18 protein-coding genes, 1 tRNA gene and 1 pseudogene are annotated in these 21,298 nt (G+C 67.2%); 13 read left to right on the top strand and 7 right to left on the bottom strand.

The window, feature by feature from the left end:
- The first annotated feature begins 161 nt into the window (after nt 1–161).
- The 4 genes and pseudogenes from WD430_RS15825 (at nt 162) to WD430_RS15815 (ending at nt 4,183) form a co-directional block, all read left to right on the top strand.
- Complete coding sequence (locus WD430_RS15825) at nt 162–1,121, top strand: A/G-specific adenine glycosylase (protein WP_339103385.1); 960 nt, start codon at nt 162–164, stop codon at nt 1,119–1,121.
- Nucleotides 1,122–1,231: 110 nt separating this feature from the next.
- Nucleotides 1,232–1,675: pseudogene (locus tag WD430_RS22630) on the top strand (response regulator); the annotation flags it as partial.
- Nucleotides 1,652–3,514 carry a PAS domain S-box protein gene (locus WD430_RS15820; RefSeq protein WP_407067147.1) on the top strand — a complete coding sequence of 621 codons (1,863 nt, stop codon included), beginning with the start codon at nt 1,652–1,654 and terminating at the stop codon, nt 3,512–3,514. The pseudogene WD430_RS22630 and the gene WD430_RS15820, both read left to right, overlap by 24 nt.
- A gap of 81 nt (nt 3,515–3,595) precedes the next feature.
- Nucleotides 3,596–4,183, top strand: coding sequence for an NAD(P)H-dependent oxidoreductase (locus tag WD430_RS15815; protein ID WP_339103383.1), 588 nt, complete (start codon nt 3,596–3,598; stop codon nt 4,181–4,183).
- On the opposite strand, the gene WD430_RS15810 is transcribed toward WD430_RS15815, so the two are convergent.
- Entirely contained in the window at nt 4,184–4,834 is a 651-nt protein-coding gene (locus WD430_RS15810; RefSeq protein ID WP_339103382.1) for a hypothetical protein, read from the bottom strand.
- Nucleotides 4,835–5,289: 455 nt separating this feature from the next.
- On the opposite strand from WD430_RS15810, the gene WD430_RS15805 reads away from it, so the two are divergent.
- From WD430_RS15805 to WD430_RS15780, 6 genes are all read left to right on the top strand, one after another.
- Nucleotides 5,290–5,874 carry a hypothetical protein gene (locus WD430_RS15805; RefSeq protein WP_339103381.1) on the top strand — a complete coding sequence of 195 codons (585 nt, stop codon included), beginning with the start codon at nt 5,290–5,292 and terminating at the stop codon, nt 5,872–5,874.
- Nucleotides 5,875–5,971: 97 nt separating this feature from the next.
- Complete coding sequence (locus WD430_RS15800) at nt 5,972–7,033, top strand: site-specific DNA-methyltransferase (RefSeq protein WP_339103380.1); 1,062 nt, start codon at nt 5,972–5,974, stop codon at nt 7,031–7,033.
- A gap of 43 nt (nt 7,034–7,076) precedes the next feature.
- Entirely contained in the window at nt 7,077–7,406 is a 330-nt protein-coding gene (locus WD430_RS15795; protein ID WP_339103379.1) for a cupin domain-containing protein, read from the top strand.
- Nucleotides 7,407–7,423: 17 nt separating this feature from the next.
- A complete protein-coding gene (locus WD430_RS15790; RefSeq protein ID WP_339103378.1) occupies nt 7,424–9,097 on the top strand; it encodes a gamma-glutamyltransferase family protein in 1,674 nt (557 codons plus the stop codon).
- 93 nt (nt 9,098–9,190) lie between these two features.
- Nucleotides 9,191–12,361 carry a PAS domain-containing protein gene (locus WD430_RS15785; protein WP_339103377.1) on the top strand — a complete coding sequence of 1,057 codons (3,171 nt, stop codon included), beginning with the start codon at nt 9,191–9,193 and terminating at the stop codon, nt 12,359–12,361.
- A 113-nt stretch (nt 12,362–12,474) separates the two neighbouring features.
- Nucleotides 12,475–12,774 (top strand): HalOD1 output domain-containing protein, encoded by a 300-nt coding sequence (locus tag WD430_RS15780; RefSeq protein WP_339103376.1) that lies wholly within the window; start codon nt 12,475–12,477, stop codon nt 12,772–12,774.
- A gap of 234 nt (nt 12,775–13,008) precedes the next feature.
- Here WD430_RS15780 and WD430_RS15775 read toward each other — a convergent pair whose 3' ends face one another.
- Together WD430_RS15775 and WD430_RS15770 are read right to left on the bottom strand one after the other, a co-directional pair.
- On the bottom strand, nt 13,009–13,305 hold the full coding sequence (locus WD430_RS15775) for a HalOD1 output domain-containing protein (RefSeq protein ID WP_339103375.1): 297 nt from the start codon (nt 13,303–13,305) through the stop codon (nt 13,009–13,011).
- A gap of 303 nt (nt 13,306–13,608) precedes the next feature.
- A tRNA-Met gene (locus WD430_RS15770) sits at nt 13,609–13,760 on the bottom strand.
- A 103-nt stretch (nt 13,761–13,863) separates the two neighbouring features.
- Here WD430_RS15770 and WD430_RS15765 point away from each other — a divergent pair.
- Nucleotides 13,864–15,102, top strand: a complete 1,239-nt coding sequence (locus tag WD430_RS15765; RefSeq protein WP_339103374.1) for a hypothetical protein — start codon at nt 13,864–13,866, stop codon at nt 15,100–15,102.
- 4 nt (nt 15,103–15,106) lie between these two features.
- Here WD430_RS15765 and WD430_RS15760 read toward each other — a convergent pair whose 3' ends face one another.
- Entirely contained in the window at nt 15,107–15,505 is a 399-nt protein-coding gene (locus WD430_RS15760; RefSeq protein ID WP_339103373.1) for a DUF5830 family protein, read from the bottom strand.
- Between the two features lie 93 nt (nt 15,506–15,598).
- Here WD430_RS15760 and WD430_RS15755 point away from each other — a divergent pair, with 93 nt between their 5' ends.
- A complete protein-coding gene (locus WD430_RS15755) occupies nt 15,599–16,351 on the top strand; it encodes a VTT domain-containing protein (RefSeq protein WP_339103372.1) in 753 nt (250 codons plus the stop codon).
- Nucleotides 16,352–16,354: 3 nt separating this feature from the next.
- On the opposite strand, the gene WD430_RS15750 is transcribed toward WD430_RS15755, so the two are convergent.
- The 3 genes from WD430_RS15750 to WD430_RS15740 all read right to left on the bottom strand — a co-directional run bounded on the left by WD430_RS15750 (nt 16,355) and on the right by WD430_RS15740 (nt 20,613).
- The gene (locus WD430_RS15750; protein ID WP_339103371.1) at nt 16,355–16,882 is read right to left on the bottom strand and encodes a response regulator; all 528 of its coding nucleotides are present in this window, start codon (nt 16,880–16,882) and stop codon (nt 16,355–16,357) included.
- A 141-nt stretch (nt 16,883–17,023) separates the two neighbouring features.
- Nucleotides 17,024–17,266, bottom strand: coding sequence for an HVO_2523 family zinc finger protein (locus WD430_RS22625; RefSeq protein ID WP_407067125.1), 243 nt, complete (start codon nt 17,264–17,266; stop codon nt 17,024–17,026).
- Nucleotides 17,267–17,478: 212 nt separating this feature from the next.
- Nucleotides 17,479–20,613: an adenosylcobalamin-dependent ribonucleoside-diphosphate reductase gene (locus WD430_RS15740; protein WP_339103370.1), complete on the bottom strand. Its 3,135-nt coding sequence runs from the start codon at nt 20,611–20,613 to the stop codon at nt 17,479–17,481.
- Between the two features lie 432 nt (nt 20,614–21,045).
- Here WD430_RS15740 and WD430_RS15735 point away from each other — a divergent pair, with 432 nt between their 5' ends.
- Nucleotides 21,046–21,234, top strand: a complete 189-nt coding sequence (locus WD430_RS15735) for a hypothetical protein (RefSeq protein WP_339103369.1) — start codon at nt 21,046–21,048, stop codon at nt 21,232–21,234.
- The last annotated feature ends 64 nt before the right edge of the window (nt 21,235–21,298 follow it).

Below are 21,298 nucleotides of genomic sequence, written 5' to 3'. Positions count from 1 at the left end.
CCTCGCACGGGTTCGTCGGTCGCCCTCACGTTCGTTCGGGCGACTGACAGCGTGCGCCACTGCACTGGCTCGCTGGACGAGCGAGGTGAGAGATGTCGGTTCGCCATCGGAACCGATTCCGAACCGCCACCAGTAAGACCGGCGGGTCGCTAGGTCAACCGATGAGTGAGAGCGACGACGATGCCGACGCCGGTTCGGGTGCGGGCGACGGGGACTGGTCGCTCCCCGACGACCTCGAGGCCGTCCGCGGGGCCCTGATCGCGTGGTACGAGGACGACCACCGCGAGTTCCCGTGGCGGCGGACCGACGACCCCTACGAGATCCTCGTCAGCGAGGTGATGAGCCAGCAGACGCAACTGGATCGCGTCGTCGAGGCCTGGGAGGCGTTCCTCGAGCGCTGGCCGACGACAACGGATCTCGCGGCCGCCGACCGGGCCGACGTGGTCGGGTTCTGGACGGACCACAGTCTCGGCTACAACAACCGCGCGAAGTACCTCCACGAGGCCGCGGGACAGGTCGAGAAGGAGTACGACGGTGACTTCCCCGAAACGCCCGACGAACTGCAGGAACTCATGGGCGTCGGCCCGTACACCGCCAACGCCGTGGCGAGTTTCGCATTCAACAACGGCGACGCGGTCGTCGACACGAACGTCAAGCGGGTCGCCTACCGCGCGTTTTCGGTGCCGGACGACGACGCGGCCTTCGAGGACGCGGCGAGCGAACTCATGCCCGACGGTGAGTCCCGCGTCTGGAACAACGCGATCATGGAACTCGGTGGCGTCGCCTGTACGCAGACCCCGAAGTGCGACGAAGTCGGCTGTCCGTGGCGCGAGTGGTGTGACGCCTACGCCAGCGGCGACTTCACCGCCCCCGACGTCCCCACCCAGCCGTCCTTCGAGGGGAGTCGCCGGCAGTTCCGCGGTCGCGTGATCGGGACGCTGCGCGAGTACGACGAACTCGAGTTGGACACGCTCGGCCACCGCATCCGGGTCGACTACGCGCCCGACGGCGAGTACGGTCGCGAGTGGCTCACGGGCCTGCTCACCGACCTCGAGTCGGACGGCCTAGTCGACCTCGAAAGGGGCGAAGACGGGGATCTCGTGGCCCGACTCCGCCGGTAGCGTCCCGCGCGGAGTTCGGTCCCAGAACCGTTATTTGCCTCCGTCTCTTCGAGCGATCACGTGCATTCAGTCGGTATCGCTCGAATGACCTCCCCCTCTCCGCATTTCACATGACCAGTCAACCGCCCTCCGGACCGGACGGAACCGTCCCCGACCGACCCGAATCGTCGCCAATACGCGGCCCTCAGACGGCGGCGATCCGCGTCTGCTGTGTCGGCTTCGACGACGCCGAGCGGGGAATCCCCGCGGAGTTGCGCGATTGTGAGGCCGATACCGAGCTGACCGTTCGAACGGCCGAGTCGAGCGCGGCCGTCCTCGAGTCGCTCGAGGCGGTCGACTGCGTCGTCACCGAGTCCGATCTCGGCGAGACGACCGGGCTCGATCTCCTGCGATCGATCCGGGAACGCGACCCCAAACTCCCGGTGTTCATGCTGACCGAGGCGGGAAGCGAGAAGCTGGCGAGCCGTGCGATCTCGGCGGGGATCACCGACTACGTTCCGCGCGGCGACGGCGGAGAGAGCGGGGCCGACGTGTCCGACCGGATCGAGGCGGCCGTGAGCCGGTATCGGTCCGAACTGGACGCCAGACGGACCTACACCGCGCTCGAGACCGCCCAGGAGGGGATCAGCCTCCTCGACGAGAACGGGGAGTTCACCTACGTCAACCAGGTGTACGCCGACAACTACGGCTACGAGCGCGAGGAGATGCTCGGCCGGCACTGGGAGACCATCTATCCGGACGACGAGACCGATCAGGTCCACGAGGAGATCCTCCCCGAGGTCCACGAGGCGGGCCACTGGCGGGGCCAGACGACCGGGCTGCGCGCCGACGGAACGACGTTTCCGGAACAGCACTCGCTGACCGAGACCGAGGACGGCGGGCTGGTCTGCGTCGTCCGGGACATCAGCGAGCGCAAGGAGCGCGAGCGCGACCTCGAGTTGTTTCAGACCCTGATCGACCACTCGACGGACAGCGTCTTCGTCTTCGATCCGGGGACGGGCGACGTCCTCGACGTCAACGATACGGCCTGTCGCAAGCTCGACTACTCCCGCGAGGGCCTGCTCGACCGGTCGGTGATCGATTTCCAAGACGATCTCTCTGACCCGGCCGAGTGGCGATCGTTCGTCGACGACCTCCGAGCGGAGGGACGGACGACGTTCGACGGCATCCACAGGCGCCGCGACGGGACGACGTTCCCCGTCGAGGTCAACGCGACCTACGTCGAACTCGATCGCGGCTACGTCCTCGCGATGGCCCGCGACGTCACCGATCGCCGTCGGCGAGAGCGCCGGCTTCGCGAGTCCGAACAGCGCCACCGGACCTTAGCCGAGCACTTCCCGAACGGCCTCGTGACGCTGTTCGATCACGACCTCGAGTACACGCTGGCGGCCGGCCAAGGGTTCGCGGACATCCCCGTCGAGCCCGCCGATCTCGAGGGCGAGAGCTTCTACGACGTCTGGCCCGCGGCGCTCTGCGACGCGCTCGAACCGGCGGTTCTCGGGACGCTAGAGGGGGAGGAACGGTCGGTCGACGTCTCCTACGCGGGCCGGGAGTGGGTGCTCCACGCGGTGCCGATCACCGACGACCGCGGCGACGTCTTCGCCGGCATGACGATGGCTCAGGATATCACCGAGCGCAAGGAGTATCAGCGCCGCCTCGAGGAGACGATCGACCGACTCGAGGAGTCCAACGAGCGGCTCGAACAGTTCGCCTACGCCGCCAGTCACGACCTCCAGGAGCCCCTGCGGATGGTCTCGAGCTACCTGCAACTGATCGAATCCCGCTACGGCGACGCGCTCGATGCCGACGGCGAGGAGTTCCTCGAGTACGCGATCGACGGCGCCGACCGCATGCGCGAGATGATCGACGCCCTGCTGACGTACTCCCGCGTCGAGACCCGCGGTGACCCGCTGGAGCCGGTCGACCTCGAAGCGGTCCTCGCGGACGTCCGCGAGGACCTCCGGCTCCCGATCGCCGAGTCCGACGCCGCGGTGACCGTCGACTCGCTGCCCCGCGTCCGAGGTGACGCCAGCCAGTTGCGGCAGGTGTTCCAGAACCTGTTGTCGAACGCGATCGAGTACAGCGGCGACGACCCGCCGCGAATTCACGTCGCGGCCGAACGGGAGTCCGACGACCGCGCGGACGGCCCTCGAGACCCCGGCCGGTGGGTCGTCTCGGTCAGCGACGAGGGCATGGGAATCGAGTCGGCGGATCAGGAGCGAATTTTCGAGGTGTTCGAGCGCCTGCACAGCCGCGAGGAGTACGACGGGACCGGAATCGGGCTCGCGCTCTGCCAGCGGATCGTCGAGCGCCACGACGGCGAGATCCGCGTCGAGTCGACGCCCGGCGAGGGGTCGACGTTCTCGGTGGTGCTCCCGGCGGCCGACGAGTAACTGTCTCACGAAAGCTCCGTTGGGCACCGCCCCTCACACCGGTTGGCCCGCTTATATGAGCCTCGAGGTCGACGACCCGACATGGCCGACGTTCACGTCACCGCAGTCTGTGGCAGTCTCCGCGAGGCGAGCGCGACCCGCGTCGCCCTCGAGCGCGTCCTCGAGGCCGCCGAGCGCGGCGGCGCGACGACCGAACTGCTCGACCTGCGCGAGTTCGAGTTGCCGACGTTCGACGCCGATCGGGACCGCGAGGACGCGGGCGACGCCGACGAACTGGCGGCCCGCCTCCGCGAGGCGGACTCGATCGTCCTCGGCTCGCCGATGTACCACGGGTCGTTCTCGTCGCCGCTGAAGACCGCCATCGACTACTGCGGGTTCGACGAGTTTCGGGGCAAGACCGTCGGACTGCTGGCGGTCTCCGGGGGCTCCTTCCCCGTGACGACCCTCGAGCACATGCGGTCGGTCTGTCGGGCGCTGAACGCGTGGGTGATCCCCCACGAGGCGGCCGTTCCGAACTCGGGCTCGGCGATCGAGGACGGCGCGTTCGTCGACGAGAAACTCGAGGAGCGCGTCGCGACGCTCGGTCGGCGCGCGGTCCAGTACGCGGCGATCGAACCGGATCCGGACTCGTTCCAGAGCGATCAGAACGTCGGCGCCGAGGGGAAGTGATCAGGGACAGGGCTCGAGGAGGCGTTCGAACCGCCGCTGGTGGGCGAGGAAGGCCAGGAGGCCGAAGACGACGACGCCGACCTGCAACGCGTCGACCCGGATGACGATCGTCGTCACCTCGAGCGACAGGGGCGGCGTGGCGACCGCCCAGTCGGTGAACCAGGCCGACGCCAGCAGCGCCGCCGCGCCGACGGCGAGCAGGAGGCCGGGCACGATCGGTGCGCGCGTCGTCTGGGACGACGACCGGAGGCGGAAGGCGCGTCGCTCGAGGACGAACTGCCCGATGAGGAGACCGGTGTGAAGGACGGTCGCAACGGCGACCCCGCCGACCCCGCCGATCAGTTGCGCCACGAGCAGCCAGACGATCCAGCTGCCGGTCAGCAGGAGGGCGACGCCGAGCCGCTGGGGACAGAGGAGAGCCCCGATATCGCTGACGGTCGCGCCGAACACGCTCGCCCGGAGCAGCGAGCCACAGAACAGGATTCCGAGCGCGGCGAGCGCGGTCGACGTGCTGGGTGACCCGACCACGAGACCGAACCAGAGACCGACGGCGACCGCTTCGACGGCGGCCGCCGAGAGCGCCGCGGTCACCCCGACGACGCGGCGTCGAGTCGTTCGACCGAGGACGCCGGGCTGTCGGATGACGCTCATACCCGTCCCCGTCACAGGCGAGGCCTTTCGTTATGGGAGTCATTATGTCTCATAGTAACCAATTCGTAACGACGCGTTCGTCCGCTCAGAATATATACGTCGCTAATAGTCCGTTTCTCGAACCGGTTCTGCGAACGAATAATCGAACAACTGTACGCTACGTTGAATACTAACGGATCGGTGAACGGTCGCGAGCCGGAAGCGAGAGCGAGAGCGACTCGGCGCCGGACCGATTCGACGAACCGCTGGGTTCGAGACCGCTGTGCCGTCGATCTCGACCGCGGTATCGACCGCGACCGACGGGCGATGCGGCACTCGAGTCGACGGGCTCACACGTAGGGAGCGGCTACGACGTCGATCACCGATCGGTAGCCGACTCATAACTGTTCAGCAAGCGATTCGTTCACTGGAAACGTTGGACAGAACTATTTACGGGGATGTGGTCGGGAGCGATTATGGCCGAAAGCGAGCAACAGGAGAAGATGTTGTCCGAGACTATCGTCAAGGAAGCAGTCGGGCTGGGAATGAAGTCCCCGCTGCGGGACTCGATCGTCGAGGCCGTCGACGAAGCCGAAGGCAGGCCGTCGGGAGGCGGCTCCGGTCTGCCGCTGGCCGGGATCCTCTTCGGCACCGGCGCGGCGCTGGGCTTCCTCGCGGGCCGGCAATCGCCCGAACTCGAGGAGACGTCGCTCGAGGACATCCAGGAACCGGAGATCATCGAGGACGTCATGGAGGGGGGCACCGGCGACGACGAGGAGACGATCACCGAGATGACTTCCGAGACCGAGAGCGAGGGCGAAACGGAGCCGGAAGGCGGCTCGAGCCGGCTGCTGCAGCTCTTGGTCGCCGTCGGAGCGATCGCCGCCGCCGTCGTGCTTCGCCGCCGCCGCTCCGGGGACGAAGAAGAGGAGTGGGAGCCGATCGAGGAGTTCGAACCCGCGACGAGCGACGACATGTCGGAGTCCGAAGACAAAGCGGACGAGGAGACGGTCGAAGCCGAGGCGGAGACCGAAGACGCGGACGAGGAAGAAGAGGAGTAAGCGGCCGGTTTTTCTCGTCGCCTGATCGACGCGCTCGATTCTCATCGGCGCCTCCCCGACGAAGAAGCTAAGGGGTCGACGCCGACACGTCAAGATAATGGAGACGACCCACCGCGTTTTCGTCGGTGACTCCCGAGAACTCGGGGCGATCGACGACGACTCCGTCGAACTCGCCGTCACCTCTCCGCCCTATCCCATGATCGAGATGTGGGACGACCTCTTCGCCCGCCTCGATCCGGCCGTCGGCGACGCCCTCGAGGCCGGCGACGGCCGCGCGGCCTTCGACGCGATGCACGCCCAGCTCGACCGCGTCTGGGACGAACTCGAGCGCGTGCTCGTCGACGGCGGGATCGCCTGTATCAACGTCGGCGACGCGACCCGATCGGTCGACGACAGCTTTCGGGTCTACGCCAACCACGCGCGGGTCCTCGAGGCGTTCGAGTCGCGAGGCTTCGATCCCCTTCCCGACGTCCTCTGGCGCAAGCCGGCCAACAGCGCCGCGAAGTTCATGGGCAGCGGGATGATTCCGCCCAACGCCTACGTCACCCTCGAGCACGAGTACGTGCTGATCTTCCGGAAGGGCGGCGAGAGCCGTTCGTTCGAGCCGGGGGCCGACCGACGCTACGAGGCCGCCTACTTCTGGGAGGAGCGCAACCGCTGGTTCTCCGACGTCTGGACCGAGGTCCGGGGCGAACTGCAGGCGCTCTCCGACGACGACCTCCGCGACCGATCGGCCGCGTACCCGCTCGAGATCCCCTACCGGCTGATCTGTATGTACTCCGCGTACGGCGACACCGTCCTCGACCCCTTCTGGGGGACCGGGACGACCACGCTCGCGGCGATGTGCGCCGGTCGCAACTCCGTCGGCTCGGAGCTCGAGTCGTCGTTCCTCGAGGTGTTCGACGACCGCGTCGCCGACGTGCCGGCGCTCTCGCGGTCGGTCGGGAGACGGCGACTCGAGCGCCACCGGGAGTTCGTCGCTCGCCGTCGCGAGGAGGGGAAGTCCTTCGAGTACCGGGCCGCGAACTACGAGACGCCGGTCGTCACGAAGATGGAACGGGACCTCCGGCTCCGGGAGGTCACGGCCGTCGACGCGCTCGCGGACGCCGACGAAGAGTACGGCTACCGGGCCGAACACGCACCGCTGTCGCTCGAGTGACGCGTCCGGTGGGCATTTGTGACAGTGTGTCGAACTACCGGGTATGACGCTCGACGAATACCGCGCGGCGGTCGCCGACCTCGATCCGGCCGACGGCGAGGTCGAAACGGCGGAACTGGTCGTCAGCGACGACGTGCTCGTCAAGGCGTTCGCGCTCGGTCCGGACGCGGAACTCGAGGCCCACGACCACCCGGAGAGCACGAACGTCTTCCACGTCCTCGAGGGGACCGTCACGGTCGTCCGGGACGGCGAGAGCGAGACGGTCGACGCGCCGGGCGTCGTCGCCCACGAGCGCGGCGCCGTCCACGGCGCGCGAAACGAGACCGACGAGCGGGTCGTGTTCACGGCCAGCCTCTGCCCGCTCCCGTCGTGATTCCCAGTCGGTAGCAGATGACCGACGCTATCGATCTCGACCGGTTCGACTCGCGGCGGTCGACCGTCTACGGCAACCGGGGAATGGTCGCGACGAGCCAGCCGTTGGCCGCGGAGGCGGGGCTCTCGATCCTCCGGGACGGCGGGAACGCCTTCGACGCCGCCGTCGCGACGGCGGCCGCGCTCAACGTCGTCGAGCCCACCGCGACCGGGCTCGGCGGCGACGTCTTCGCGCTCTACCGGACCGCCGACGGCGAGGTCGGCGCGCTGCGCTCGTGTGGCCCGGCGCCCGCCGACGCGACGATCGAGGCCGTGCGAGCCGAACTCGAGGCGACCGACGACGAGACGCTCGAGCGCTACTACCCCGAGTCGCGGGGCTACGCCGTCGACGGCGGAGAGTCGGGCGACGACCTCGGAATGCCCTTCCTCGGCCCGCACGCGGTCACCGTCCCGGGGACGGCCCGGGGCTGGGAGGCCACGGTCGAGGAACTGGGACGGTGCTCGCTCTCCGACGTCCTCGAGCCGGCGATCCGCTACGCGACGGAGGGATACCCCGTCTCGCCGGTGATCGCCCACCACTGGACGAACGCCGAGGAGCTCTTCACGAACGATCACGCCCGGGAGGCGTACCTGTTCGACGGCGAGAGCCCGGATCCCGGCCAGACCGTCACGCTCCCGGAGTTGGGCGACTCGCTGCGGCGGATCGCCGAACACGGCGCCGACGAGGTCTACGAGGGCTCGATCGCGGACGCGATCGTCGAGGAGGTTCGGTCCGCGGGCGGGCTCATGACTCGCGACGATCTCGCCGCCTTCGAACCCGAGTTCGTCGAGCCCGTCAGCACGACCTACAACGGCGCCGAGGTCTACGAACTGCCGCCGAACAATCAGGGACTGATCGCCCTCGAGGCGCTGAACGTCGCCGAGGAGATCGGCGCCGGCGAACGCGCCTACGACTCCCCCGAGCGAGTCCACGCCTTCGCCGAGGCGACGAAACTCGCGTTCGTCGACGGCCACCGCCACATCGCCGATCCCGACTACGAGACGATTCCGCCCCTCGCGTCGAAATCGTACGCTCGAGAGCGCGCGCGGGCGATCGGCGACCGTCCGATTTCGAATCCCGCGGTCGGCGTTCCGAACGCCGCCGCCGAGGACGCCGACACCGTCCTGCTCACCGTCGGCGACGAGGACGGCAACCTCGTCTCCTACATCAACTCCCGCTTCGCCGGCTTCGGCAGCGGGCTCGTCGCGGGCGACACCGGGATCGCGCTGCAGAACCGCGGCGCCTCGTTCTCGCTCGATCCCGACCATCCGAACGGCCTCGAGCCCGGGAAGCGACCGTTCCACACGCTCGTTCCCGCCGTCGCGAGACTCGACGACGACGATTGGCTCGCCTTCGGGGTCATGGGCGGCTACATGCAGCCCCAGGGGCACGTCCAGGTGCTCTCGAACCTCGTCGACTACGGCATGTCCCCGCAGGCGGCCCTGGACGCGCCGCGGTGGCGATACCGCGAGAGCGGGTCGCTCGGCGTCGAAGAGCGATTGCCGAACCTGAGCGCCCTCGCGCGGCGAGGCCACGACGTCAGCGTTCTGCCGCCGGTCATGTTCGGCGGCGCCCAGCTGGTTCGCCGCCGCGACGGAACCCTCGCCGGCGCGACCGAGCCCCGGAAGGACGGCGTCGCGATCGGCTACTGACCGCAGTCGCGTTCGTCGCACCCGTGCACTGGTTCCGCTCGGTTCCCCGCACTCCCCACGAGGTTTTTATTCGCGCCGCCCGCATCGGCGGGTATGAATCGCGGCCTCGAGGTTCCCGAGTCGACGCCGGTGCGAGCCCTCGCGGTCGGAACGTCGACGTGGTTGCGAACGGCGACGGCGGGGATCGATGCGGACGACGGCGTCGCGATCCGCGGACCGCTCGATCCGGCGACCGAACTCGAGGGCGTCTCCCTCGACGAGACGGACTGCCTGCTCACCGACGACCGAACGGTCCTCGAGCGCGTCGACGGGGCGTGTCCGGTCGTCTACGCGGTCGAGTCGGCGGCCGACGAGTCGATCGATCGACTCCGGACAGCGGGCGCGACGGACGTGATCGCCAGCGCCGCGGCCGATCGGCCGTCGCTGCTCGCTCATCGACTGCGCCGGGCCGTCGAGTCCGCCGCCGTCCGCCGGGAAGCCGAGCGACGGGAGACCCTGCTCGAACACACCTCGGACGTGGTGCTCGTCATCGACGACGACGGCACGGTCTCCGCCATCGGGCCGTCGGTCGAATCGATCGGCGGCTACGCCGACGAGGAACTCCTCGGGAGCCACTACCTAGAGCGCGTCCACCCATCGGACGCGTCGTCGGTCCGCGCCGCGTTCGACGATCTCCGATCGAGCGACCCCGGTGCCACGACCACCGTCGAGTACCGCTGTCGGCACGCGGACGACGCCTGGTACGTCCACGAGACCGTCCTCACGAACCGGCTCACTGACGGGGACTCCCGCGGCGACCGGCCGGACGAGGGAATCGACGGTATCGTCGCCTCGATCCGCGACGTGACGGCGTCCCATCAAGTCGAACGCGAACTCGAGGAATCGCTCGAACGGGTCAGCGACGCGTTCTACGCGCTCGATTCGGAGTGGCGGTTCACCTACGTTAACGATCAGGCGGGCACCCTCCTCGGCGTCGATCCCGAGACGGTGGTCGGCCGCTCCATCCTCGAGCTGTTCCCGGGGCTCCGGGAGACGCCCTTCGAGACGGCGGCGCTCGAGGCGATGGACACGCAGGAGCCGACGTCCGTCGAACACCACTACGAACCGACCGAGCGCTGGTACGACGTCCGCCTCTACCCGTCGCCGTCCGGGCTCTCGGTGTACTTCCAGGACGTGACCGAACGGGTCGAGCGCGAACGGGAGCTCCGGGAGCGGACGGAGCAACTGGAAACGATCGTCCAGAACGTCCCCGTCGCTCTCTTCGAGTGCGACGCCGACGGGACGATCGCGCTGGCGGACGGACGCGCGCTCGAGCGCAGCGAGGCGGTCGACGACGATATCGTCGGCGAGTCGGTGTTCGACGTCTTCGACGATCACCCCGGCGTCCGCGCCGACGTCAGAGCGGCCCTCGAGGGCGTCTCGACGCACTCCTCGATCGAACTCGGGGACCGGGTCCTCGAGCAGTGGTGCCGACCGATCGTCGAGGACGGCGCGGTCGACCGCGTGATCGGCATCGCCGCCGACGTCACCGACCGCGCCCGGTATCAGTCGGCGTTGAACGCCCTTCACGAGGCGACGAGCCACCTGCTGACCGTCGAATCGGAGCAGGCCGCCTGCGAGTACGTGGTCGACGTCGCGAACGACGTGCTCGACCTCGAAACCGTCGTCTATCGGTTCGACGACCGGGAGAACGAACTCGTGCCGACGGCCTACTCGCCGGGCCTCGAGTCGGCGATCGGATCGCCGCCGCGGCTCCGGCCGGACGGGAGTCTCGCCTGGCAGGCGTTCGTCGACGACGCGCCGGCTCGGTACGACGACGTCGGGGACGCACCGCAGGCGTTCGATCCGCCCGCGAACGCCCGCAGCGGCCTCTACGTTCCGATCGGCGAACACGGCGTCCTCGTCGCGCTCGATCCCGAACCGGGACGCTACGACGAGGAAACGTTCGAACTCGCCAAACTGTTCGCCAGGACGGCCGAGGCGGCGCTCGACCGAATCACCCGGACGCGCCGGCTCCACGGCCACGAGTGGGAACTCAAACGACAGAACGAACGCCTCGAGCGGCTCAACGCGGCCAGTCGGGTCCGACAGGACATCGAGCAGTTGCTCCTGATGGCCGACTCACGCACCGAGATCGAACGGGGGATCTGCGAGCGCCTCGCCGACCTCGAGTGCTGTTCGTTCGCCTGGATCGGCGAGCCGGACCCGGGCGGCAATCAGCTGTTGCCCCGGCAACGCGCGGGCCGCGAGCGGGGGTATCTCGACGCGGTCTCGGTAACGACCGTCGACGACTCCGCCGCCGAACCGGCGGGCCGGTCGGCGCGGACGCGGTCGCCGGTCGCCGTCGAGAACGTCGCCGACTCGATTCGCGACGGGACGTGGCGCGGCGACGCCCTCTCGCGGAACTTCCAATCGATATACGCCGTGCCGCTCGTCTACGATGACTTCCTCTACGGCGTCCTGACGCTGTACAGCGACGACCGGGACGCGTTCGACGAACCGCTGCGCTCGATGCTCGCCGAACTCGGCGAAACCATCGGCTACTCCATCGACGCCGTCAAGCGGAAGACGCCGCTGGACGGCGAGAGCGTCCCCGTGGTGGAACTCGAGCTCGAACTCGAGGGATCGAACCCGCTTGGGCGACTCGCCGATCGACTGGACGCGCGAGTCGAGTTCGAAGGCGGGACGATCCGCGACGACGGCGCACCGACGGTGTTCGCCGTCGTCGACGAACCCATCGACGTCGATCCGGCCGACCTCACCGACCTCGAGGGGATCGGCGACGTTTCCGTGATCGCCGACACCGACGCGGAAACGCTGTTGCAACTCCACTACACCGGCCCGTTTCTCGGCGCCGCGGTCGACGCCAACGGCGGGACGCTGCGGACGCTCGTCGCCGACGAAACCGGGACGCGAGCGGTCGTCGAGGTCCCGGAGACGGTCGAAGTCAGGAACGTGCTGTCGCAACTCAACCGACGGGAGTTCGCGGTGTCGCTCGTCGCCCGCCGCGAGGGCTCGACGCGGACGCAGTCGACGATCGACGCCGCGGCCCGCAACGCGTTGCTCGAGCGGTTGACCGACAGGCAACGCGAGGTCGTCCAGACGGCCTACCACGGCGGCTTCTTCGAGTGGCCCCGACGGACGACCGGCGAATCGATCGCCGACTCGCTGGGGATCTCCTCTCCCGCCTTCCAGAAACACGTTCGAGCCACCGAGCGGAAACTCTTCACCGCGCTGTTCGACGGCCGATCGCTCGATGGTTAACTGTATAACCGTCCTCGATTCGATCGGTTATACAGATAACGATCAGGTTCTTTACGACGACCGGTGAAGCACGGGTGTCTTCCCACAGACCGCACTGGGGGTGCGCGAAATCAATGACTGAGATGACTACACGATCACCGTCCGCGCAAGCGGAAGCGGAGTACGTTGTGCAGTACGATCGACTCGATAACGAACCACTGAGCGTCGCCGTCGTCAACGCGGTCGCGGCGTTCGGCAACGAATCGGTAACGGATCTCGAGCCGCTTCACCACACGATCAACACCGACGCGCTCGAGCGACTGTTCGAACCGCGTGCGGACGGGGTTCGATCCGGGGGGTCCGTCTCGTTCGAGTATCTCGACTATCTCGTCACCGTCACCGCCGACGGTGAGATCCGCGTCGAATCGGCGTAGAACACACCCGCCGAGCCGTTCTCGCGTTCTTCTTTCCACGGATTCGAGAGTCGCGTCTACCGACCGGTCTCGAGCGGTCGGCCGCGATCGGTCTCCGACACGTTCGAGTGCTCGGACGAGACGGTCGCAACGCTACGCGACGAATGCACCGCTCTCTCGATCACACGATGCCGCCGACTCGCGCACATCTCGTCCCGACTCGAGCGCCCGTCGATCCGGCAGCGCGGACCGCGCTCAGTCGCCGTGTAACTCCTCCGACGACTCGCCGCTCGCGTCGGTGAGCTGATTCGCCGTCGTGATTTCGACGGCTCCGGACCCGTCGACGCGGACGCGATGGCCCCGATACGTGAAGGTGATCGAGAGCGACGTCCCGCTCGAGTCAGTCGGGCTCGAGTCGATCAGCCGCTCGAGCGCGTCGGGATCGACGACGGCGTGAAGCGGCGGCTCGAGGTCCGTCGGATCGACGCCCTCGATTTCGGCGATCTGCGTGACGATACTGTGACTCGGTTTCGATGAGACCCCCGTCCCCATACCCCGCCATGCCATGGTATGCCGTATAAAACTGATGATGACGCGCATCGGAACGAAGGTCCGTTCCTCTCGAGTTCGTTCTCAGCCGTCGCTTCGGGGAGTAGCTTCGTAGTGGCGACGAATAGAGTCTCGAGGCGGGCTCCGAACCACGGAACGACTCCGGGCTCCGAACCTCCGGAAGAGCGGAGCTCTTCCGTGCTCTCGATCGTTCGCTTCGCTCACTCTCGAGGACCTACGGGTTCTCCGCCTCCCCGGGCATTTTACGGCGTCGTCACTCACTCCGTTCGTGACTCCTTTGAAAAATGCCCGGGGAGGGCTCCGAACCCTCGATCTCCGCATGTCCCAGGTCCGAGGCTCGGCGGTCCTCGTGGGGGACACGGAGGCTTCCAAGGCGTACCGCACCGAATCTCTGAACCCTATGAGTGCGGCGCTATGTCCAGCTAAGCCACCCGGGCTCACTCTTCGGTTGTGCGCTGTGTTTCTTTAACCTTCTCATTCCCGGCCGCCCTGTAACGCCGACCCACGGATTTATCACATGGCCTTCCTAACTACCCGCGCATGAGCGTTCCGGGAATCGTCCAATCTACTCTCAACGGCGACGAAATCGCGGCTCGAGTCTCTCTGGGCGGCGAAGACGAACTCTTCATCACGTCCTCGAGTACCCTCGTCTACCGCTCCGACGGCATCTTGAGCGACGAATCGGTCGAGGAATACCCTCACGAGGCCGACCGGCTGACCCTCTCGGAGGGCCGGCGCAAGACGAAATTCACCCTCGAGTACGCCCTCGAGGGAACCAAGGAGTTCACCGTCCCGTCCGACAAGACCGACGCGGTCCTGCATCCGGTGCTGGCCGGCGTGTTGAACGGCAACGGGATCACCGACCCCGGCGAGACGGTCGTCAAGACCTACCGCTTCAGCGAACTGACGCTGATCATCACGAGCGACCGGCTCGTCAAACACATCGGCGCGGCGGTCTGGGACGGTGACTACGAGGGCTACCACTTCGACGACGTGACGAAGCTCGCGTTCGAGGACGGGAGCGTCGCCACCCAGATCGTGCTCACGGTCGCCGGCCGTCCGGAGCGAATCAAAGCGCCCAACGACGAGGCCAACGACCTCCGCGAACGCCTCAAACGCGCCCTCTTCGAGTACCACGACGTGACGTCGCTCGCGGAACTCAACGAGACGGTCGGGGTCGGCGACGACGGCGGCGACCGGGACGGCGGCGCGGTCGACTTCGGCGACGGCGTCGATCCGCTCGACGCCGACCCGCCCGAGCCGGACGACCGGGAGACGGTCGCGGCGACCGAGACGGCGACGGCCGCGGACGAATCCCGGTCGACCGATCCGCTCGCGGCCACCAGCGAGCCACAGCGATCCCAGCAGTCGCCGCAATCCCAGCAGTCCCAGCAATCCCAGACGTCTCAGCAATCGGCCCGCCAGTCCGAACGGATCGCCGCGACGCAGGCGGAACCGCGGTCGACAGCGGACGCGAACACGAACGCGAGCCGCGCCGACACTGCGACTGACGACGTCGAGACGGCGTACGACGCGTCGGACGCGGCGGGCGACGGCGAGTCGGGTGCCGACTCGACGTGGGACGACAGCGGCCTCGTCGCCGACGCGGCGGCCGAGTCCGCGGCGACCGCCGAGACGGGCGCCGCCGAGTACGATCCGGCCGAGCTGGTCGAGCGGATCGACTCGCTCGAGGCGGCCGTCGATCGACAGTCCGAACTCATCGAACGACAACAGGAGACGATCGAACAGCTGATCTCCGAACTCCGGCAGGGCCGCTGAGGCCTCAATCCTCCCGTCCCGTCACCTTCCGAATGCACGACGAACCGAACGGTCCCAGTTCGCCGGCGTCGAGGTCGATGAAGTAGCCCGTCGACAGCCCCGATCCGCAGCGCTGGCAGGAGAACTCCCCCTCCTTCGTGATCACGTCGCTCTCGAAGCTGACGTACTGGCGGCTCTTCGGGCGGACGATGCCGTCTTCGCGCTCGATGATCCCACGGAGTTCCGCCTCGTCGAGGATCGTCCGCGTCACCGTGGGGTCGCTGGTCACCGTCTCGATCCGGTCGACGACGTCGGCCAGCGCGAGCGAGTCGTGCTCGAGTCGCTCGAGCAACGCCAGTCCGCGTTCGACGCGGTCGTCGCTGGCGTCGGCGGACGTCTCGACCCGACGTTCCTCCCGATCCATCGGTGAGTGGTGGTCTCTCCGACCGAATAAACGTTCTGTCCCCGCCCCTCGAGAGACACAAAAGTTTCAATACTCGATGGGAAACTGCGACCGATGTCGTCTCCATCGGTGCGGCCCCGTGCGCTCGCCGGCGCGATCGCGATCGGTGCGATCCTCGCCGCGGGCGCGCTCGTTTCTCCGTCGGCGCTGCTCGCGACCGTCGAGTCGGTGTCGGCGGATCCGGTCCTGTTCGGCCTCGTCGTGATCGCCCTCTACCTCGGGCGGCCGCTGCTGGCCCTGCCGACGACGCCGCTCGCCGCCGTCGTCGGCTACGGCTACGGCGTCGCCGTCGGCGTTCCGGTGGCGCTCCTCGGCGTCGTGGTGACGGTCGTCCCCGTCTTCGTCGTCGCCCGCTGGATCGCTGCCGGTCCGACCGATGGCGACGCCGGCCAGTCCCCCTCGGCGTCCGTATCGACCGCCGGACCGTTCGGATCGATCCTCGAGCGAGCCGGCGCCGTCGTCGGTCGGTACTACGCGACGGCGGGCCCGGTCCGGGGCGTCGTCGCCTCGCGGCTGGCGCCGATCCCGTCGGACGTGGCGACCTGTGCGGCGGCGGTCAGCGACGTTCGACTCCGCCACCTCGCGATCGGGACGGCGATCGGCGAACTCCCCTGGACGATCGCCGCGGTCGTCGTCGGCGCGTCGGCGGCGACGGTCCGGACCGGCGGACTCGGCGAACTCGGCGTGACGCTCGCGCTCGCCTGTTTCGCGGCTGCGATCGCGCTGCTAGCGGCGCCGGCGTATCGATTCGTTCGCGGGCGGCGACGGGAACGCGACCGAACCGCAGGCCGTCCCACGGACAGGTGACGATCAGCGATCGCCGTCGCCGACCGGCGTCTCGCTCAAGTCCTTCAGATCCGCTTCCAGTTGCCGGTAGGCCTCGGTCTCCGCTAACTCGTCCGGCGCGTGTTCGTCCTCGAGCGTCGCCATCTTGTTCGACAGGGCGGCGAGCTCGCGCCGGCCGTCGCCGCTGTATCGGGACTGCACCCGAAGATTTTCGATAATCCGCATCAACTGCGTCCGAGTCACCGGTTTGGTGACGTACTCGTCGATATCGAGTTCGACGATGTCGAGTCCGGGATCGACTGCCGTGACCATGATCACCCAGCAGTCGTGGCCCGCCGCCCGAAGCCGATTGAGCACCTCGTCGCCGGGCACGTCGGGCATGTGTCGGTCGAGCAGGACGACGTCGACCGCCTCGCTCATCGACTCGAGCGCCGATCGACCGTCGTAGGCGGTGTAGACCTCGTAGTCCTCGCTCACCCACGTCGCATAGAGATCGGCCAGTTCGCGCTCGTCCTCGACGACGAGGATCGTCGGTTGCGTAGACGTAGACATACGGATCGTTCGTCCGAGACCACAGACCGTCGTCTTGTAGCAGTACCGGGCGACTCACGCCTCGAGTCGGACCCTGAATCGCCCGCACCGCGGTCTCTGGAGTGACGAGCGCTCGATTACGAACGGGCCTCCGCCGCCTCCTCAGTTCCAGAACGTATCCGCACAGTCGAAGACGACCCCGTGCTGCGGGCAGACGTACTTGCAGTGGCGTTTGAACAGTTCGCCGCCGCAGCGGGGACAGGTCGGGCCGCCGCCCGACCGGGACGCCGGCTCTCTGCCGCCCGCATCGGTTTCGACGTCACTCTCGAGGTCGGTTTCGGGATCCTCCTCGGTACCGGTCTCGGCATCACTCTCGACGTCGGTCTCGTCGCTATCGGCGGCCATACGCACCACTATCGACCGGTCGGCGCTAAGTCCTGACGGTCCTCGAGGGGCGCCGCGGAGAGCGAGTGCGGGCGAAATCGATCCTCGGCACTGCTGTTCGTGTCGGTATCGTCCGTGTCTGTACACCGGACTACGGCATTCGAAAACGGTAGAAAACGTCGACGATGGAAACGGTTCGAAACGATTCGGACGATTTCAGCCGTTAGACCGGATCAGCACTCGCTCCAGCCACAGCTCTCGCACGTTTTGCAGCCTTCGGAGAAGTACAGCGACATCGAGCCGCAGTCGGGACACTCCGGCGACTCGCCGGCGTCGATGAGGTCCTGGGTCGTGTCGTCCTCGGCGTCCGCAGCGCCGCTCTGACCCTGCGCGGCGGCCGCGCCGCCGTCGGTCTTCGGCCCGTCGAACTCGACGGCGTCCGCGTCGGCGGACTCCTCGAGCGTCTGCTGTTTCGGGTACGGCTTGTCGATCTCTTCCTCCAGGTAGCGGCGCATCGCGGTGCCGATGGCGTCGGGGATCGACTGGATCTGTTCGCCCTTGTCCCAGGCCACCTTCGGCGAGCGGGTCCCGCAGAGTTCGTCGACGATCTCCTCGGGGTCGACGCCCGAGCGCAGCGAGGTCGAGATGACCTTCGCCAGCGCCTCGGTGAAGGAGTTGGTGAAGCCGCCGGAGTGGCCGATGTTGGCGAACAGCTCGAACGGCTGGCCGGTCTCGGGGTCCTCGTTGATCGTCACGTAGACCTTCCCGTAGCCGGTGTCGATGCGCTGGCTGACGCCCTGTAGAGCGTCGGGCCGTTCGCGCTTCTCGGTGAAGTCGACCTGAACGGGCGACCGCTCGTCCTCGTCGGCGACCAGCGAGTCGACGTCCGCCTCGAGGACGTCTCGGACCTCGTCGCTCTCGAGGAACTGCGTCAGGCCGCCGAAGATCTCGTCGATCTGTTCGACCAGCGCCTGTGCGGCCTCGGTCTCGTCGGCGAAGTCGGCGTTGTCGGCGCGGGTGGTCAGCACCTGCTTGCTGCGGGTGCCATCGCGGTAGTAGGTGACGCCCTTGCCGCCGTGCTCGTAGATGTACTCGAACACGTCCTTTGCGTCCTCGAGCGTCGAGTCGTTGGGCGCGTTGACGGTCTTCGAGATCGCGGAGTCGACGCCCTGCTGACAGGCGACCTGCACGCCGGCGTGCTCTTTCGCCGAGAGCGCGCCGGTCGTGACGAACAGTTCGCCGATGGCGTCGGGCACCGTCGAGAGCCCCTCGACGCCGTTGAACTGGTTGGTCGCCATCTGCTCCTGGGCCTCCTCCTTGACCGCGTCGACGTCGATGTCGTTGGCCTCGAGGGTGCGCAGGAAGTAGTCGTCGAACTCGACTAACATCTCGTCGCCCTGGACGTCGTCGGAGACGTTCTTGTAGTAGGCGACGTTGTAGATCGGTTCGCAGCCGCCGGTGGTGTTGCCGACCATCGAGGTCGTGCCGGTCGGCGCGATGGTCGTCGTGTTGTGGTTTCGGATCGGGAAGCCGTCCTCCCACTCGTCGGCGTCGAGGCCGGTCTGGTGCTCGAACCACTCGCGGTACTCGGTCGGGTTCGCGTACTTGGACTTGTCCCACTCGTCGAAGCTCCCGCGCTCCTCGGCGAGCTCGTGGGACGTCCACTTCGAGGTGTGGTTGATGTGGGTCATCAGCTGGCGCGCGACCTCGTTGGAGGTCTCGCTGCCGTACTCCATCCCGAGCTGGATGTACAGCTGCGCCAGGCCCATGATTCCCAGACCGATCTTGCGCATCTCCCGGACCTTCTCCTCGATCCTGTCGACCGGGAAGTCAGACATCGTGACGACGTTCTCGAGGAACCGCGTGCCCATCTCGATGCGGCGGTCGAACTCCTCGAAGTCGATCGCGTCCTCGAGGAAGGCGTCAACGGCGTCCTCGAGCGACTCGTACTCGTCGCCGTGCTCGTCGTACCAGACGCGCCAGTCGGGCGCCTCGAGGTCCGCGAGCGTCGAGAGGTTGATGTGCCCGAGGTTACAGGCCTCGTACTCCTCTAAGGGCTGCTCGCCGCAGGGGTTCGTCGCGAGGATGCGGTGGTCGGGGTGTTTCTCGACGTCGAAGGAGTGTTGCTTGTTGACCCGCTCGAGGTAGATCACGCCGGGTTCGCCGTTCTCGTGGGCGCCCTCGACGATGTCGTCCCACAGTTCCTCGGCCGGGATCGACAGCTCCTCGCCGACCTCGACGTGCTCGCCGAGACCGAACATGTCGTAGAGTTCCTTCGTCTCCTCGGTCGCGATGTGGGGCTCGCCCGTCCGCGGGTTCGTGAAGGTGAACTCCTCGCCGTTCTGCAGGGCCTCCATGAAGTCGTCGGTGATACCGACGGAGATGTTGAAGTTAGAGAGGTGGCCCTCGACGGCGTTCCGGAGGTGCTTGGGGACTCGTCCCTCCTCGTCGATGAGTTCGCGGGCTTCGTCCAGGGCTTCCTGGAAGGAGTTGTGCGTGTAGTCGTCGGGGTCGTTCAGGCGCAGGGTCTCGGCCAGCGAGACGTCCTTGTTCTTGGCGTGGATGAACTGGATGACGTCCGGGTGGGAGACGCGCATGACGCCCATCTGCGCGCCCCGTCGGGCGCCGCCCTGGGCGATCGTCTCGCACATCTGGTCGTACGTGCGCATGAACGTGATCGGGCCGCTGGCGATGCCGCCGGTCGAGCCGACGGCGTCGCCGTAGGGGCGCAGGCGCCAGAAGGCGTAGCCCATGCCGCCGCCGCTCTGGAAGACCTGCGCGGCCTCCTTGGCGGTCTGGTGGATGTCGTCGATGTCGTCCTCGGGGGAGTCGACGAAACACGCCGAGAGCTGCTGGAGCTCGTCGCCCGCGTTCATCAGGGTCGGCGAGTTCGGCATGAAGTCGAGATTCTCCATCATGCCCTGGAACTCGTCGGCGACGTCCTCGACGTGCTCGCGGATCTCGTCGGGGAGTTCGGGGACGACGGTGTCGTAGGCGAACTTGTTGACGTTGTAGATAGACAGCGCGGTCTCGTCGTCGTCCTCGGCGGTGGTGCCCGCGCCGAAGACCTCCTCGGCGAGTTCGTCGCGCCGCGGGTGGTCGGGCTTGAGCTGGTCGGGCGTGACCGTGATCTCGGCGTCGCGCTTCTCGGCCTCGTAGACGGCCTCGGCCAGCGCGATGTTCTTGCCGACGCGGTCGAAGAGGTCCTCCTGTTCCTCGATGAGTTCGCCGTCGGCGTCCTTGCGCAGGTACCGCGCGGGCAGAATATTGTGATAGGCGTTGTCAGTCAGGCGCTCCTCGAGGGTGTCGCCGTCGGTGCGCTTGATCGGGAGGGACAGATCCTCCGCGGAGAGTTCCGATTCGCTCATGCGCGGGTCACCTCGTGGGTCACCCGCCGCGGGGCAGCGATTCTATCGTGGGTCCGGGTTCTGGGTCGCATCATTCGTGACGAAGGTTCGGTAGACAGCGGTCCATCTTAAAACGTGGTGTTGTTGCTCTACTTTTCTTGTATTAGAACAACTGTGCTTGTACAGATGTCTCTGGGGTCCTTTCGTATCCTATCGCTTCGGGTTCGATTACGACACTCGAGACGGCCGTAACCGCGGCTATCAGTCCCTACGCGGCCAACGGTCTTAACGATTTTCAGAGCGGCCTGAAAGTAGTCTTCAGTGAGTATATTCACCGCGCTGTCGTGTGGTTTCCCAGATCCGAACGGACCCGTCCCCTGCCCGGAGAGTCAGTCGAGTCATTTGTTCAGAGTATCCAGAAAGATTACGTTACTGCAATACGGAGGACTTCCTATGCTCGGACCACTGACCTCGTCGACTGTTCTGCTCGTGCTGGCGGGCCTGGCCGCCTTCGCGGTCGCCGTCGTCGCGATCAAGATCGCGATCAAACTGGCTATTCGCGTCGGTATCGTCTCCGCTATCGTCCTCGCCGGGCTCTACACGGCCGGCGTCACTGATCTGTCGTTCCTGCCGTTCTTCTGACTCCCTTCTCGACGCCGTTCGGTCTCGCACTGATCGTCGAATCGGTCCGATTCGAACTCGCGCG

Origin of the sequence: Haloterrigena sp. KLK7, assembly GCF_037914945.1 — an archaeon.
GTDB lineage: Archaea > Halobacteriota > Halobacteria > Halobacteriales > Natrialbaceae > Haloterrigena > Haloterrigena salinisoli.
The sequence above is the reverse complement of the archived record's forward strand: the minus strand, read 5'-3'. Positions and strand labels throughout refer to the sequence as shown.

Coding starts and splice junctions, on each gene's coding strand:
- WD430_RS22625 (WP_407067125.1), bottom strand. CDS start 17,266: ATGGCCGCCGATAGCGACGAGACCGACGTCGAGAGTGATGCCGAGACC.
- WD430_RS15740 (WP_339103370.1), bottom strand. CDS start 20,613: ATGAGCGAATCGGAACTCTCCGCGGAGGATCTGTCCCTCCCGATCAAG.
- WD430_RS15790 (WP_339103378.1), top strand. CDS start 7,424: ATGACCGACGCTATCGATCTCGACCGGTTCGACTCGCGGCGGTCGACC.
- WD430_RS15800 (WP_339103380.1), top strand. CDS start 5,972: ATGGAGACGACCCACCGCGTTTTCGTCGGTGACTCCCGAGAACTCGGG.
- WD430_RS15810 (WP_339103382.1), bottom strand. CDS start 4,834: ATGAGCGTCATCCGACAGCCCGGCGTCCTCGGTCGAACGACTCGACGC.
- WD430_RS15760 (WP_339103373.1), bottom strand. CDS start 15,505: ATGGATCGGGAGGAACGTCGGGTCGAGACGTCCGCCGACGCCAGCGAC.
- WD430_RS15780 (WP_339103376.1), top strand. CDS start 12,475: ATGACTGAGATGACTACACGATCACCGTCCGCGCAAGCGGAAGCGGAG.
- WD430_RS15795 (WP_339103379.1), top strand. CDS start 7,077: ATGACGCTCGACGAATACCGCGCGGCGGTCGCCGACCTCGATCCGGCC.
- WD430_RS15825 (WP_339103385.1), top strand. CDS start 162: ATGAGTGAGAGCGACGACGATGCCGACGCCGGTTCGGGTGCGGGCGAC.
- WD430_RS15765 (WP_339103374.1), top strand. CDS start 13,864: ATGAGCGTTCCGGGAATCGTCCAATCTACTCTCAACGGCGACGAAATC.
- WD430_RS15775 (WP_339103375.1), bottom strand. CDS start 13,305: ATGGGGACGGGGGTCTCATCGAAACCGAGTCACAGTATCGTCACGCAG.
- WD430_RS15750 (WP_339103371.1), bottom strand. CDS start 16,882: ATGTCTACGTCTACGCAACCGACGATCCTCGTCGTCGAGGACGAGCGC.
- WD430_RS15785 (WP_339103377.1), top strand. CDS start 9,191: ATGAATCGCGGCCTCGAGGTTCCCGAGTCGACGCCGGTGCGAGCCCTC.
- WD430_RS15755 (WP_339103372.1), top strand. CDS start 15,599: ATGTCGTCTCCATCGGTGCGGCCCCGTGCGCTCGCCGGCGCGATCGCG.
- WD430_RS15735 (WP_339103369.1), top strand. CDS start 21,046: ATGCTCGGACCACTGACCTCGTCGACTGTTCTGCTCGTGCTGGCGGGC.
- WD430_RS15815 (WP_339103383.1), top strand. CDS start 3,596: ATGGCCGACGTTCACGTCACCGCAGTCTGTGGCAGTCTCCGCGAGGCG.
- WD430_RS15805 (WP_339103381.1), top strand. CDS start 5,290: ATGGCCGAAAGCGAGCAACAGGAGAAGATGTTGTCCGAGACTATCGTC.